This is a genomic window from Celeribacter sp. PS-C1 (assembly GCF_019429625.1).
In the GTDB taxonomy this organism is placed as follows: domain Bacteria; phylum Pseudomonadota; class Alphaproteobacteria; order Rhodobacterales; family Rhodobacteraceae; genus Celeribacter.
In genome coordinates this window covers 198,059-210,489 of record NZ_JAHXRW010000001.1, presented here as the reverse complement: position 1 = coordinate 210,489, position 12,431 = coordinate 198,059, and the positions used below count along the sequence as shown (strand labels likewise).

Annotated in this window: 16 protein-coding genes; 4 read left to right on the top strand and 12 right to left on the bottom strand. The window is 55.2% G+C overall.

What is annotated here, in order from left to right:
- Positions 1 to 3: 3 nt before the first annotated feature.
- Genes J5Y17_RS01040 through J5Y17_RS01025 form a run of 4 tightly spaced genes read right to left on the bottom strand, consistent with a single transcriptional unit; the run spans position 4 to position 2,295 of the window.
- Complete coding sequence (locus tag J5Y17_RS01040; protein WP_219783353.1) at positions 4 to 453, bottom strand: MarR family winged helix-turn-helix transcriptional regulator; 450 nt, start codon at positions 451 to 453, stop codon at positions 4 to 6.
- A complete protein-coding gene (locus tag J5Y17_RS01035; RefSeq protein WP_219783352.1) occupies positions 446 to 1,285 on the bottom strand; it encodes a carbon-nitrogen hydrolase family protein in 840 nt (279 codons plus the stop codon). Before J5Y17_RS01035 ends, J5Y17_RS01040 begins: the two co-directional genes overlap by 8 nt.
- A gap of 3 nt (positions 1,286 to 1,288) precedes the next feature.
- Positions 1,289 to 1,546, bottom strand: a complete 258-nt coding sequence (gene grxC / locus J5Y17_RS01030) for a glutaredoxin 3 (protein WP_219783351.1) — start codon at positions 1,544 to 1,546, stop codon at positions 1,289 to 1,291.
- 35 nt (positions 1,547 to 1,581) lie between these two features.
- Entirely contained in the window at positions 1,582 to 2,295 is a 714-nt protein-coding gene (locus J5Y17_RS01025; RefSeq protein WP_219783350.1) for a ComF family protein, read from the bottom strand.
- Between the two features lie 57 nt (positions 2,296 to 2,352).
- Between J5Y17_RS01025 and J5Y17_RS01020 the strand changes: the two genes are divergently transcribed.
- Both J5Y17_RS01020 and hemH read left to right on the top strand, forming a co-directional pair.
- Positions 2,353 to 3,177 (top strand): methyltransferase domain-containing protein, encoded by an 825-nt coding sequence (locus tag J5Y17_RS01020; protein WP_219783349.1) that lies wholly within the window; start codon positions 2,353 to 2,355, stop codon positions 3,175 to 3,177.
- 50 nt (positions 3,178 to 3,227) lie between these two features.
- On the top strand, positions 3,228 to 4,313 hold the full coding sequence (hemH, locus tag J5Y17_RS01015; RefSeq protein WP_255571773.1) for a ferrochelatase: 1,086 nt from the start codon (positions 3,228 to 3,230) through the stop codon (positions 4,311 to 4,313).
- A gap of 90 nt (positions 4,314 to 4,403) precedes the next feature.
- On the opposite strand, the gene J5Y17_RS01010 is transcribed toward hemH, so the two are convergent.
- Together J5Y17_RS01010 and J5Y17_RS01005 are read right to left on the bottom strand one after the other, a co-directional pair.
- Complete coding sequence (locus J5Y17_RS01010; RefSeq protein ID WP_219783348.1) at positions 4,404 to 4,589, bottom strand: hypothetical protein; 186 nt, start codon at positions 4,587 to 4,589, stop codon at positions 4,404 to 4,406.
- Positions 4,590 to 4,712: 123 nt separating this feature from the next.
- The gene (locus tag J5Y17_RS01005) at positions 4,713 to 5,306 is read right to left on the bottom strand and encodes a L,D-transpeptidase (protein ID WP_219783347.1); all 594 of its coding nucleotides are present in this window, start codon (positions 5,304 to 5,306) and stop codon (positions 4,713 to 4,715) included.
- A 162-nt stretch (positions 5,307 to 5,468) separates the two neighbouring features.
- On the opposite strand from J5Y17_RS01005, the gene J5Y17_RS01000 reads away from it, so the two are divergent.
- The gene (locus J5Y17_RS01000; RefSeq protein WP_219783346.1) at positions 5,469 to 6,005 is read left to right on the top strand and encodes a CAP domain-containing protein; all 537 of its coding nucleotides are present in this window, start codon (positions 5,469 to 5,471) and stop codon (positions 6,003 to 6,005) included.
- Positions 6,006 to 6,023: 18 nt separating this feature from the next.
- Here the strand turns inward: J5Y17_RS01000 and J5Y17_RS00995 are convergent, their stop codons facing one another.
- The 5 genes from J5Y17_RS00995 to J5Y17_RS00975 form a co-directional block, all read right to left on the bottom strand.
- Positions 6,024 to 6,524 (bottom strand): murein L,D-transpeptidase family protein, encoded by a 501-nt coding sequence (locus tag J5Y17_RS00995; protein ID WP_219783345.1) that lies wholly within the window; start codon positions 6,522 to 6,524, stop codon positions 6,024 to 6,026.
- 68 nt (positions 6,525 to 6,592) lie between these two features.
- The gene (locus J5Y17_RS00990; protein ID WP_219783344.1) at positions 6,593 to 7,810 is read right to left on the bottom strand and encodes a class I SAM-dependent RNA methyltransferase; all 1,218 of its coding nucleotides are present in this window, start codon (positions 7,808 to 7,810) and stop codon (positions 6,593 to 6,595) included.
- Positions 7,797 to 9,062 carry a CCA tRNA nucleotidyltransferase gene (locus tag J5Y17_RS00985; protein WP_370628803.1) on the bottom strand — a complete coding sequence of 422 codons (1,266 nt, stop codon included), beginning with the start codon at positions 9,060 to 9,062 and terminating at the stop codon, positions 7,797 to 7,799. The genes J5Y17_RS00990 and J5Y17_RS00985 overlap by 14 nt, the downstream gene beginning before the upstream one ends.
- Positions 8,954 to 9,556, bottom strand: coding sequence for a CoA pyrophosphatase (locus J5Y17_RS00980; protein ID WP_219783343.1), 603 nt, complete (start codon positions 9,554 to 9,556; stop codon positions 8,954 to 8,956). Before J5Y17_RS00980 ends, J5Y17_RS00985 begins: the two co-directional genes overlap by 109 nt.
- Entirely contained in the window at positions 9,540 to 10,541 is a 1,002-nt protein-coding gene (locus tag J5Y17_RS00975; protein ID WP_219783342.1) for an Hsp33 family molecular chaperone HslO, read from the bottom strand. The genes J5Y17_RS00980 and J5Y17_RS00975 overlap by 17 nt, the downstream gene beginning before the upstream one ends.
- Positions 10,542 to 10,618: 77 nt before the next feature.
- Between J5Y17_RS00975 and J5Y17_RS00970 the strand changes: the two genes are divergently transcribed.
- Positions 10,619 to 11,050 (top strand): NUDIX hydrolase, encoded by a 432-nt coding sequence (locus J5Y17_RS00970; protein WP_219783341.1) that lies wholly within the window; start codon positions 10,619 to 10,621, stop codon positions 11,048 to 11,050.
- Here J5Y17_RS00970 and J5Y17_RS00965 read toward each other — a convergent pair.
- Complete coding sequence (locus J5Y17_RS00965; protein ID WP_255571772.1) at positions 11,047 to 12,315, bottom strand: PP2C family protein-serine/threonine phosphatase; 1,269 nt, start codon at positions 12,313 to 12,315, stop codon at positions 11,047 to 11,049. The two genes, J5Y17_RS00970 and J5Y17_RS00965, sit on opposite strands and share 4 nt — an antisense overlap.
- Between the last annotated feature and the right edge of the window lie 116 nt (positions 12,316 to 12,431).

Below are 12,431 nucleotides of genomic sequence, written 5' to 3'. Positions count from 1 at the left end.
AGCTTAATCTTTATCCTCCAACCGGATGCGCATTTCGCGTAGCACCGGCAGGGCAGATTTGACGCGTTCCACACCAATCGCCTCGACAATCTCAGAGAGGATCGGGGCAATCGCCGCCAAAGCAGCATCACGCGCGGCGCGGCCAGAAGGCGAAATCGACACAAATTTGCGCCGCGCATCGTCCCAGTCGGGGCGAATGTGCACATGTCCCGCCCATTCCAATTTGTTCAGCGTATTGGTCATTGCCCCGCGCGTAACATGAAACGCACGGGCCAGTTGCGCCGGAGAGCGTTCGTCATTTGCCCGCGCCAGATGATTGAGCACGGAAAAATGGCTGATCTCCATACCCTTCGGCATAGCCTTGGTCAGCCGGTTTCGCGCCAGCTGATCGGCCATGAAAATCTCTGAAAACAGAGCCACCGAGAGGGCATCGTGGTTTGGGGCGTCAGTCATTTGAGACCTCGAAGTCGCGATCATGCGACAGGGCCGGAATACGCTTGCGAGCCTTTGGAACCTCATCCAGATCAACCTCGACAAGACCCCAACCTGGCTCAATACCCCCATCAAAGATTACATCACCCCAAGGGGACACGGCCAGAGAATGCCCGTAGGTTCGACGATTCACGTCACGTTGCTCTTTATGATGCCCGGTCTGCGCAGGTGCCAAGACGAAGCATCCTGTCTCAATGGCCCGCGCCCTCAAAAGGCTATGCCAATGTGCCTCGCCAGTGACGGCGGTGAAGGCAGCGGGCTGGGTGATGATCTCCGCGCCGGCCTTGGCGAGCGTCCGATGCAGATGCGGGAAACGCAGGTCATAGCAGATCGTCATGCCAATCTTCGCAAGGGGCGTCGTGGCGACAACGGCCTTTTCGCCCGGACGATAGCCATCGGATTCGCGATAGCGCTCCGTCTCGCTGACATCCACGTCGAACATGTGAATCTTGTCATAGCGCGCTTTGATCTCTCCCTGCGGGTCAATCAGGAATGATCGATTGGCAAAACGCCCATCCGGGTCGTCGGTTTTCAGCCCGATAGATCCAATCAAGACCCAAATCCCGCGCAAACGCGCCACGTCTCGGAGCGCTTTCAGCGTTGGATCATCCTCTTCGTGACAGAGAACCTCCATCTGATGCGCCCGCGAAGAAGACACACAATTCGTGACCTCCGGCGTCATCACGATTTCAGCCCCCGCATCCGCCGCCGCGTTCACATAGTCCAATGTGATGGGTAGATTCGCGAGGGGATCATCGCTTGAATTTAGGGTGACCAGGCCGACTTTGATCATGCCTCAATCCACCAACAGAGGATCAAGTTTCCCCGCGCGCTCCAAAGCATGCAGCTCATCACAGCCGCCAACATGGGTGTCTCCAATGAAAATCTGCGGAACGGTGTGCCTACCATTCGCCTTTTCCATCATCTCCTGACGCCGCGCGGGGTCGCGCATGACGTCGATGTCGGTGTAGGTGATACCTTTCGAATCGAGCAGACGCTTGGCTGCGATGCAATAGGGGCAAATTGGGGTCGTATAGAGCGTGACAGGTTGCATGGAAAAATCCTTTTGTTCGTCGCGACTATAAGGATTTAGGTGTTCCTGTCCACGCGTGCCAGAACCGCAACGTCGACACCTTTCGCACCTGCGGCAAGACAGGCCTCCGCGCATTGGGTCAATGTCGCCCCCGTCGTCATCACATCATCAATCAGCAGGACACGTTTGTCTTTGAGTCGACTGGCGCGATTCGCGGAAATCCGAATGGCGCCCGCGACCGTGTCGCGCCTTTGCTCAGCGGTCATACCATCAAGCGTGCGCGTCGCGCTTGGGCGCCTCAAAAGGTCCGGGATGTGGGTCAGATCATGCAATTTCGCGACGCGCGCGGCGAGCAAAGCCGCCTGATTGTAGCGCCGCTTCAGAATACGAACCCAATGCAACGGCACCGGAGCCACAACTGTGTCCGGCGTGATCAGGGGCTCAGCCGCATTGGCAAGCCACTGGCCCGCAGAATGGGCCAGATCTGTGCGGTCGCCATGTTTAAACCTGAGCACGATAGAGCGCCCATTGCCGGAATAGAGCATCGCCGCGCGACCACGCTCCCAGGCTCGAGGATGCGCACGGCAATCGTCACAGAGATCTCCTGCTTCGGCCTCCCCGATCAAAGGACGGCCGCAAGCCTCGCAGGGGTGATCGATGATAAAGGGCGTGTTCGACCAGCATGTCGGGCACAATCCGCGCGATACCTCGATCAATTCGTCGCAGGTGAGACATTGTGCCGGGTAGATCAGCTTTGCCAGCCTTTGCATTTCCCGCTCACCTTTCTACATTGCGCTTTGAACGCAAAGACATTGTCAGGACATCCTATGTCGCAGCCTGCCCCTTTGGTCGATCGGGACCAGTTGGCCCGAAATCGCCGCCGCGCCTTGCGCATGGGTGGGGATTTCTTTTTGCACGACGAGGCCCGTTTCGAGATCGAAGATCGGCTCGACATGGTTAACAAATCGTTTACATCGCCAGCCATCGTCACGGGTTTTCCCGAAATTTGGACTAAGTGGTTCCCCGACGCGACAATCGTCCCCGATAGCGATGTGCTGGCTCTAGAAGAGCGCGCACATGATCTGGTGATCCACGCGATGAGCCTGCATTGGGCCAATGATCCGGTCGGGCAGCTTATTCAATGCAACCGCGCTTTGAAGCCCGATGGATTGATGATTGCCGCCTTCCTTGGGGATCAGACCCTGAACGAATTGCGCGCCTGCCTTGGGCAGGCAGAAAGCATAATTTCGGGCGGGCTCTCGCCGCGCGTCCTACCGATGGGAGAGCTGCGCGATCTCGGAGCGCTATTGCAGCGAGCTTCTTTCGCGCTGCCTGTTGCGGACAAAAGCGTGCGCAAGGTGAGCTATCCGTCGCTGGCCCGTATGGCTGCAGATCTCCGTGCCATGGGGGAAGGCAATGCGCTTTCCGCGCGTCAGAAATCTTCTGGCGGCAAAGCAATGTTCGATCATGCCGAGCAACTCTACAAAGATCACTTTTCCGAAGAGGACCGTCTGGTTGCCACCTTCGATTTGGTGTTCCTGACCGGCTGGGCGCCCGATGCTAGCCAGCCGAAACCTCTCATGCCCGGCTCCGCCAAGATGAGTCTGGCGGCCGCGCTCCACACCGAAGAATTCAAACTGCCCGACAGTTGACTTGACCCGATCTGACACCATCCTAGGCCTAAAGAAAAAAGGAAAACCCCATGGGACAAATGAAGCCCACCCGGCTGAACATGAATGCTCCGGATGCCACCTGTCCGTTCCACGCCCCGAAAGATCACCCGAAAGTCCCGACCGAGAAAATCGGCGTTCTGATCGCGAATCTCGGGACGCCGGACAACACGGACTACTGGTCCATGCGGCGGTATCTGAACGAATTTCTGTCCGACAAACGCGTAATCGACTATCCGAAATGGAAATGGCAGCCGATCCTGCAAGGTATCGTTTTGACCTTCCGCCCATCAAGATCCGGCGCGGCCTACCGTTCCATTTGGAACACCGAGGCCGATGAAAGCCCCTTGATGACCATCACCAAGCAACAGGTGGCCGCGATCGAGGCCGGGCTGAAGGCCGAGTTCGGGGATCGCGTCATGGTCGATTTCTGTATGCGCTATGGCAATCCTTCGACGAAATCGAAGGTGGAGAAACTGGTCTCCGAGGGCTGCTCGAAAATCCTGTTCTTCCCGCTCTATCCGCAATACGCGGGCGCTACGACCGCGACCGCGAATGATCAGTTCTTCCGCGCGCTCATGGACGAAAACTGGCAACCGGCGAGTCGCACTGTGGCGCCCTATTTCGACGATCCGACCTATATCGACGCCCTCGCACAATCTGTTGAGCGCGCATATGAGGCCGCCGAGAAGAAGCCGGACATCCTGATTTGTTCCTACCACGGGCTTCCTGAACGCTACCTCAAAGAGGGTGGCGATCCGTATCATTGCCAATGTCAGAAAACGACTCGGCTTCTGAAGGAGCGTCTTGGCTGGGATGACACGCAGATCATAACAACATTCCAGTCAAAATTCGGCCCCGAAGAATGGCTTCAGCCCTACACGGTTGAAGAGGTCGCGCGTCAGGCCGAGAAGGGCAACAAAAGCATCGCGGTCTGCGCCCCAGCGTTTTCCGCCGATTGCATCGAGACACTCGAAGAGATCAACGAGGAGATCAAAGAAAGTTTTGAGCACGCGGGTGGCGAGGAGTTTCTCTACATTCCCTGCCTGAATGACGATCCGCTTCATATCAAAGCGCTCTTGGGTCAAATTCGCAAAAACCTGGCGGGCTGGGTATAACCCACCTGCCGATACGACCAGAGATTAGGCAAATGAAAAGGGCGGCTCATTCGAGCCGCCCTTTTAAATTTTTAACTGCGTTGCAGACGATTAGTCAGCAGCAACAGCAGCAGCAACCAGTGCCACGATCAGAAGCGGCACAATGTAGCCACCAGCGGAAGAAGAAGAAGTTTCTTCAACAACAACCGGAGCTTCGATGACCGGCTCAGAGTAGCCACCAGCGAAAGAAGCGGTGCCTGCGAGAGCGAATACAGCAGCAGCAGCGAGTTTTTTCATAGTTAATCCTCCTTAGACCCCACGAATAGAGGGCAGGTTTGTTACACAACGAAGCTATAGAACTCAAACTGTTGGAAAATCAATCACTCCGCAATGGGGCAACCATTTTCTTGGGGCTTGTCGTCAAATTAGCAACACTTGCGTTCCAACATTAGCAAGTTCGAACAACTCTGCAATATGTTCATTGTAAAGACCAATACATCCATTCGAAGACCGGCGACCGATTTTACGCGTATCATGTGTGCCGTGGATGCGATAATACTGCCAGGACAGGTACAGCGCATGCGTTCCAAGCGGGTTGTCCGGGCCCGGACCGACAAAATCCGGCCACTCAGGGTTACGCACCTTCATCGCAGGCGTCGGAGACCAGCTTGGCCCCTCAACTTTGCGAATGATCGACGTACGACCACGACGCGTCAGATCCTCAGTCAACGGCACAGAGGTCGGATACAGCTTGTAGATGCTTTGATCGGCGCTCCAGTAGTGCAGGGCACGCGAAGTTGTATCGACCAGAATGGCACCATTCGACAGATTGCTGAAATAAGGACGCCAATCGAGCGACCGAAAGCTCGAAATATTCCGACGCACCACGGCCGAAATATCGCCCTCAATCTCAGTTGTCCCTTGCGTTTGCGCCAGCACGGGCTGCGCGAGAAGTGCTGTTGAGCCGGCCACAAAGGCGCGACGGGAAACCTTAGAAACAGATGTCTTACTCATGTGAGGAGGCCATTCATGATATGGGGATTACCCTGTCTTATATGGCGCGTTTGTCGCAGTCGCAAATCAAACTATCTTTCACGGCGAATTCCCGCGAACATGATTTGAACCTTCCGAGCAAAGCGTTTAACTCATCCGATGAACAGTCATGGAGTGTCTGGAATGTCCCGGATTATCGCTATCCTCATCGTAGCCCTTATTGGATTGACGGCCTGTGAAGCGCCGACAGAGCGGCTTGGTCCGGATGGGAAACCTTTGCCTCGGGTTTACCGTGTGAACGCGAAAGACGAGGCGACGATCCAGTATCGGATGCTCGACTCGATCAATGCGCTTCGCTCGGCTGCAGGCGCTCCGCCGGTGACTTTGAACGCAAACCTCAATGCTGCGGCCGCCACGCATTCGCGCGACATGCATGTTCAAAACCGCCCCTGGCATTTCGGGTCTGACGGCTCTTCCCCGCTCGACCGTGTGGCGCGCTCTGGCTACTCCGGCATGATGCTGGGCGAGAATATTTCTGAGACCTATGAGACCGAGCTTGAAACTCTTTCGGCCTGGATGGAACAAAGCGACACGCGCGACATCATCTTGGATCCGAAGGCGACCGACATCGGCTTTGCTTGGTATCAGGAAGACAGTGGAAAGTTGTGGTGGACGCTGTTGATCGGCGCCCAAACCACAACCTTGGCTTCAAACCAATAACGACCTTAAATCATAGATTTACGGGAAAATATCAACCTGCGTGCCGTTTTGCACCATGGTGTAGATTTTCTCGATTTGCCGATCTCGGACCGCAATACACCCTGCGGTCCAATCCTTACCCTTACCGCGATTCTCACCCGCACGTCCGTGGATGAAAATGTCGCCACCCGGACGCCGACCGAGCGAGGCCGCATGAGCTCTATCCTGTTCGTTTGGATATGAAATCCCCAAGGACAAATGATAGGACGAATTCGGATTGCGGCGGTCGATGACATAGCTGCCTTCCGGCGTCTTGCCATCTCCCTCGAATTGTTTCGGACCAATCGGATTGCCACCCAGCCCGATCTTGAACGATTTCACGACGTCTTCATGATGCAAAAGATAGAGCTTACGACGCTCTTTATAGATCACGACGCGCGTGATTTCCGGCCCGCGATAAGGCTTGAGTGTGCGTGCAAAAGCGCCCGACGAAAAGGTAACTGCTGCTGCAGCCGTTGTGATGAATACCCGACGATCCATGATCTCTGCCCGATTTGTTTTTTTGCGAAAATACACTCAATTCATCGATTAGAAAATATTTTCTCGCATCAGCGACGCTTAAAACAAGCGGCAATTTCCACATGCGGCGACCAGCGAAACTGATCAACAGGCACAATCCAATCGATGTCAAAGCCCGCCTCGACCAAAACCTTCGCATCGCGCGCAAAAGTGATCGGGTTACAGGAAACGAATCCAACGGTTTTGAGGCGACTTTTGGCGATCTCCTCGCATTGCGCCAGGGCTCCGGGCCGCGGTGGATCAATAATTGCCGCGTCATAAGCGTTCAACTCATCATCGCGCACCGGTTGCCGAAAGAGATCACGTGTCTCGACCGAAACCACTTTCAACCCCTGCGCCTGACGCCAACCTTTGCTCAAGGCCTCAAGCATTTCTGTGACGCCCTCAACAGCATGCACCTCCGCATCCTCTGCGATAGGCAGAGAAAACGTCCCGCATCCTGAAAAAAGATCAATCACACGATCGGCACCCACAACGGCTTTGCGCATCAACGCAACCAAGGCCGCTTCTCCCTCGGCCGTCGCCTGTAAAAACGCGCCCGCTGGCGGAACAACCCGCGCCTTGCCGAACGACAGATACGGCACGGCTTCACCGGCTAGATCTTCGCCATTCCACGACAGCCGAGACAGAGACAATTCCCGCACAAAACCACCCAATTCGACACGCATATCGAGATCAAGCGGCTTGCCATTCTCGACTGAAATATCGAGCCCGCTGGCTGACGAAATAACGGTGATATCCATTTCTCCGCGCCGCGATCCGCCAAGTTCGACAAGCCTATTCAACGCGCCGTAAGCCTGCATGATCTCCGGCACCATCAGGATGCAATCCGGCACCTCAACCAGACTGTCAGAAGCCCGAGCGTGAAGACCAATCATGGTGCCTTTTTTCGTGCGTCGCCCGTGGAACACCGCGCGCCTCCGGCTCCGATCCGGAGAGGTCAAAATAGACCCTAACTCAGCAGAAAGACCCTGATGATCCAGTGCAGATTTCACAAAACCTGATTTCCATTGCGCCACAAATTCCTCAGACGCGTGCTGCAACGAACAGCCACCGCAGGATTTCGCATGCCGGCACGCCGCACGCACCCGGTGCTCCGAAGGTGTCACGATGCGCGCACCGAGCACCCTACCCTCTTCTTCATGGCCTTCGACCACTTCACCGGGCAGCGTATTGGGCGCGAAAATCCCGTCCGCGGTGACCCCGTCGCCCTTGTGCCCCAAGCGCACGATTTCAAACTGATCCATCACGACCCGCCTTTTTCATGAGGTCCTCATGCGTGACACGAAACTCGCTTTCGATCCACGCTCGCTCCAAATCACGCAACATTTGTCCCAATTTCGGCCCCGCGAAATCGGACATCAAATCTTTCGCCGCCACGGGAAATTCTGCCTTGGCAGCACGCTCAATCTCTTCTGACAGGGATGCTTCCAAAGGTTGCTCAAAGAAAGCGGCACGCAGCGCCGCCACATCCCACGCCATCTTTTCCCCTTCGCGATACGCGATCTCACGAATCGATTCAGGACCCTCAGCAAAAGCTCTTAGCGCTCCGTATTGGCGCGTTCTCTGTTTCGACAACCGCAAGAGCTCCGCCACATCAAATTGGCCCAGCGCAGCAAGTCGAACAACCGGATCAACGCTTTGCTCAAACGAAGTCAAAAGGAAAAAGGCTTTGGTTGAAGCGCCGGGAAGAAGCGCATTCAAAACGCCGGCATGGTTCATTGCCGCAATAGAACGATCCGGTTCAGGAGCAGACAAGAGCTTGATAAGTTCCGCCCCTACACGCTCTTTCGACAAGCTGGACAGCCCTTCGATATTCTCCGCACAGGCCGCAAGCCCCTCCGGGTCCAATCCAGCCTCATCATCGCCATACCAGGCATGAAAACGAAAAAATCTGAGAATGCGCAGGTAATCTTCGCGGATACGCTGGTTCGGATCGTCGATAAAGCGCACACGTCTTGCATCAAGGTCGGGCAAGCCCCCCAGAGGATCAACAATCGACCCGTCCGCGCGCACATAGAGCGCGTTCATTGTGAAATCACGGCGATGTGCGTCATCTTCGAGCGTGTCAGAAAAAGCAACGACCGCCCGCCGTCCATCGGTTTCGACATCTTTGCGAAACGTTGTGATTTCAAAGGGTTCCCCCTCGACGACCACGGTGACTGTGCCGTGCTCGATACCTGTGGGGATCGCCTTGAACCCCTTGGATGTCGCAAGTTCGACCACGCGCTCGGGGCGCACGGCTGTCGACACATCGAGATCGCTCACGGCAACATTCATCAAGCTATTGCGAACACATCCGCCAACAAAAAACGCCTCTGCTCCCGCATCAGAAAACATCGACATGATCTGTTTTGCAGCGGGGTCGTTGATCCACGATGCCGTAAGTTTCATTGGCTCACCCGATCCGCGAGAACCCGCAAAATACGCGCCGTCGCACCCCAGATATAATAGGGCCCATAGGGCACCGTATAAAACGAACGCACTTGCCCACGCCACCGCCGGGACTGGATCGAAAAGTTATCCGCATTGAGCACATGCTCAAGCGGCACCTCAAAAATTTCGGACACTTCGCCAGCCTCAGGAAGCGGGATAAAATCGTCTCTAATCCAGCCTAAAACGGGAAACATCTCGAATTGTGTCACCGTCTGATGAGAGGGCAATTCTCCAAGGATCTCGACATTCGAAGGCGGCAGGCCGATTTCCTCATAGGCCTCTCTCAGTGCAGCGGCGATATGGTCGTGATCCGTGGGATCAACCCGACCACCCGGAAATGCGATCTGCCCTGGGTGATGTTTGAGTGCTGAAGAACGTTTGGTCAGGATCACGCGCGCACCGTCGGGCGCGCTCCGGATCGGGATGAGCACCCCCGCTGGTCGCAGGGGGCTCTTGAGCTCAGGTTGAAGTGCTTTGTTCAGATCGAAATCCGATGAAGACTCACCAGATTTCTGCAGCAGCGCCGCAATCCCGTCCCGATCAATCGTCCTCACCATCGCGCTTATCCTCCGCCTCAAACCCCAGCGTCTTGGGTTCAAGCACATAATGCGCCCCACAGAATTGACAGTCCGCCGTCACGAGGCCCTCTTCGGTCGTCATATGCGCAATGTCTTTCGAAGAATAGATCGACAGGCTTTCGCGCACACGTTCTTCCGAACACTGACAACCGAACTCAACGGACTGCGGATCAAAGACGCGCGGCTTATCTTCGTGGAACAGACGCACGAGAAGTTCGGTCGGCTGAACACGCGGGCCCACCAATTCCATCTCTTCGACTGTATCGAGCAGGATATTTGCGCGATTCCAGTCCTCGAAATCGTCGTCATCCAAAATATCCGCGGCACGCAACAGGCCGCTGTCGTCACCCTCTTCGGATTGCGCGACAAAAGGCGAAGCTTTCGGCATTTTTTGCAACATCACACCACCTGCACGCCAGCCCTCGTCGGACCCAGGCGTCTGGGATTTGCCGAAGCTGGTGACAAAACGGGACGGCAACTGTTCAGACTGCGCAAAATAGGTCTCAGCGCAAGCAGACAGAGAGCCGCCGGAGATCGGCGTGATGCCTTGATACGGCACATTGCCTTGACCCTGATCGATCAGAATGGCGAAGTAGCCTTTACCGATTTGCGAAAACGGATCGACTCGCGGCATGAGGCGCGAAGCATCGTAGGACGCATAAGCACGAATGCGCCCCGGCTCGCCCTCTGACGCAGGCGCATAGTAATCGGTCGCAATCAAACGCGCGGGACCATCGCCGCGCACCTGCAGAGACAATTTCCAACGCAGCTTCATGGTCTGACCGATCATTGCGGTCAGCAGAGCCATTTCGGCGACCAGAGCTTCGATCTCATTCGGATAGTCGTGTTGCGAAAGAATTTTATCCAGCACGCCATCGAGGCGCACCACCCGACCACGTATATCGGAGGCGTCCAACTGAAATGGGAGTACCGTGTCATCCCATGCGATTTTTGATCCGAGCATTTTAGCGTTCCTTGACATTCGGCGCTGGCATATCTTGTTCATATAGGCGGAACAACCATCGAAGAAAGGTCAAGCGCATGCGGAGATATGGAGAACCGAGGATTTCAGGGCAGCCATATCGTGTGCGCCCCGGGGCCTACGCCATTCTTCCGCGCAACGATCAGGTGTTGCTGACCTATCAGGCAGGCATTCACCATGAATTTCAACTTCCCGGCGGCGGCATCGATCCCGGAGAGAGCCCCGTCCACGCCCTGCATCGCGAAGTCTATGAAGAAACCGGCTGGCGCATCGCAAACCCGCGCTTTTTAGGTGCATTTCGCCGATTTGTCTTTATGCCGGAATATGACCTATGGGCTGAGAAAATCTGCCATATCTACCGCGCGCTACCGGTCCGGAAATTAACTGAACCGCCGGAAATGGATCATTCTGTCCATTGGGCAAACATGGACCAAGCGATGATCAGCCTAGGAAACCCGGGAGACCGCGCCTTTCTTCAGACGTTATTCTAACCAGAATACTCGAGGAGGATTGCCGAGATATCATCCGGGAAATCTTTGTCCTTGTTGAAATTATTCAAATCCCAAAGGAAAGTGTCGAAAAAACCATTGCCAGTTTCAGTGGAGATTTTGTGACACATCTCGATCAAACCCTCCTCGCCGAGCATACCATCCCCACCATCGGGGCATTCGGTGACACCATCTGAGAACACCAGAATACGTTCACCCGGTGCGAGCGTGATGTGGACGTCCTGGAATTCCGCAAAAGGAAGCAGGCCCACAGGTAGACCGCCGCTCCCGAAATATGTGGCCACACCTTTCGAAGATTGGCGAATTGGGTTGGGGTGACCGCATTGAGTCATCACGAAATCACCGGTCATCCGATTGAAATGACCGAGAATCATGGTGAAATAGAGGTCAGTCTCCATTTCTTCCAACATCAGACGGTTCAAATTTGCCGCGACCTCGGAGGGACTTCGCGGCAGATGCCCACCGTCTTCACCGACTTGAATGGCCAAATTTTGCTCCGCAGTCGAGCCCGTCAAATAGGCCGCGAGACGCGCCGTCATGAGTGCAGAGGCTATACCATGTCCCGACACATCAATCGAAAAAATGCCAAACTGGTGTTCATTGATCGGAATAAAACCGACCAAATCCCCGCCAACATGCCCGCTTGGGCGCAGCAAGAGTGACACTTGGGCCGAGGAAAAATCGCGAAACCGTTCGCGCACGAGGGACTGCTGAAGCTTACGTGCCTCGACGAGATCGCGATCGAGAGAATCATAAAGCTCGGAAATTTCTGTGAGAGTTGAACTGACGAGACGGTTTTTCTCTGTCAGTTCCCGCTCCATACGCAGGATGCGCTCACCGGCCCGAATGCGCGCCAGAAGCTCATCTCCAGCCACAGGTTTCGTCAAAAAATCATCAGCACCGATATCGAGACCCTGCGCAACTTCGGCTTTGTCGGATTTAGAGGTCAGAAGGATGAAGTACCCGTAGTACTCACGCTCAAGCTGTCTGAATTCCTGACAGAATTCCAGCCCGCTCATGCCAGGCATCATCCAGTCCGAAACCACAAGATCAATGGATTCGGAACGACAAATCTCCATTGCCTCTTCACCAGTCGCCGCCTCAAACACCATGTAGCCCCATCGTCCGAGATAGGACGACAGAATACGTCGTTGCGCTCTCGAATCGTCGACGACCAACACATTATTCACGACGCCGCGTTCAGAAACAGCCTGAAGATATGCGTGTTTTTCCTGAGCGATGGCCAAAATCGAAGTCCTCATATTCATTTCTGGGTGTGACCATGACCCGATCGGTTTAATGCCGCCTTAAATGTAAAATTTTCCAGAAATCAGCTCTCTTCCTTACCGAACGGTAATCTTCT

Bases quoted from the DNA above. Each gene is read 5' to 3' on its own strand.
- J5Y17_RS01040 (WP_219783353.1), bottom strand. From the start codon at position 453: ATGACTGACGCCCCAAACCACGATGCCCTCTCGGTGGCTCTGTTTTCA.
- J5Y17_RS01035 (WP_219783352.1), bottom strand. From the start codon at position 1,285: ATGATCAAAGTCGGCCTGGTCACCCTAAATTCAAGCGATGATCCCCTC.
- grxC (WP_219783351.1), bottom strand. From the start codon at position 1,546: ATGCAACCTGTCACGCTCTATACGACCCCAATTTGCCCCTATTGCATC.
- J5Y17_RS01025 (WP_219783350.1), bottom strand. From the start codon at position 2,295: ATGCAAAGGCTGGCAAAGCTGATCTACCCGGCACAATGTCTCACCTGC.
- J5Y17_RS01020 (WP_219783349.1), top strand. From the start codon at position 2,353: ATGTCGCAGCCTGCCCCTTTGGTCGATCGGGACCAGTTGGCCCGAAAT.
- hemH (WP_255571773.1), top strand. From the start codon at position 3,228: ATGGGACAAATGAAGCCCACCCGGCTGAACATGAATGCTCCGGATGCC.
- J5Y17_RS01010 (WP_219783348.1), bottom strand. From the start codon at position 4,589: ATGAAAAAACTCGCTGCTGCTGCTGTATTCGCTCTCGCAGGCACCGCT.
- J5Y17_RS01005 (WP_219783347.1), bottom strand. From the start codon at position 5,306: ATGAGTAAGACATCTGTTTCTAAGGTTTCCCGTCGCGCCTTTGTGGCC.
- J5Y17_RS01000 (WP_219783346.1), top strand. From the start codon at position 5,469: ATGTCCCGGATTATCGCTATCCTCATCGTAGCCCTTATTGGATTGACG.
- J5Y17_RS00995 (WP_219783345.1), bottom strand. From the start codon at position 6,524: ATGGATCGTCGGGTATTCATCACAACGGCTGCAGCAGCAGTTACCTTT.
- J5Y17_RS00990 (WP_219783344.1), bottom strand. From the start codon at position 7,810: ATGGATCAGTTTGAAATCGTGCGCTTGGGGCACAAGGGCGACGGGGTC.
- J5Y17_RS00980 (WP_219783343.1), bottom strand. From the start codon at position 9,556: ATGGTGAGGACGATTGATCGGGACGGGATTGCGGCGCTGCTGCAGAAA.
- J5Y17_RS00975 (WP_219783342.1), bottom strand. From the start codon at position 10,541: ATGCTCGGATCAAAAATCGCATGGGATGACACGGTACTCCCATTTCAG.
- J5Y17_RS00970 (WP_219783341.1), top strand. From the start codon at position 10,619: ATGCGGAGATATGGAGAACCGAGGATTTCAGGGCAGCCATATCGTGTG.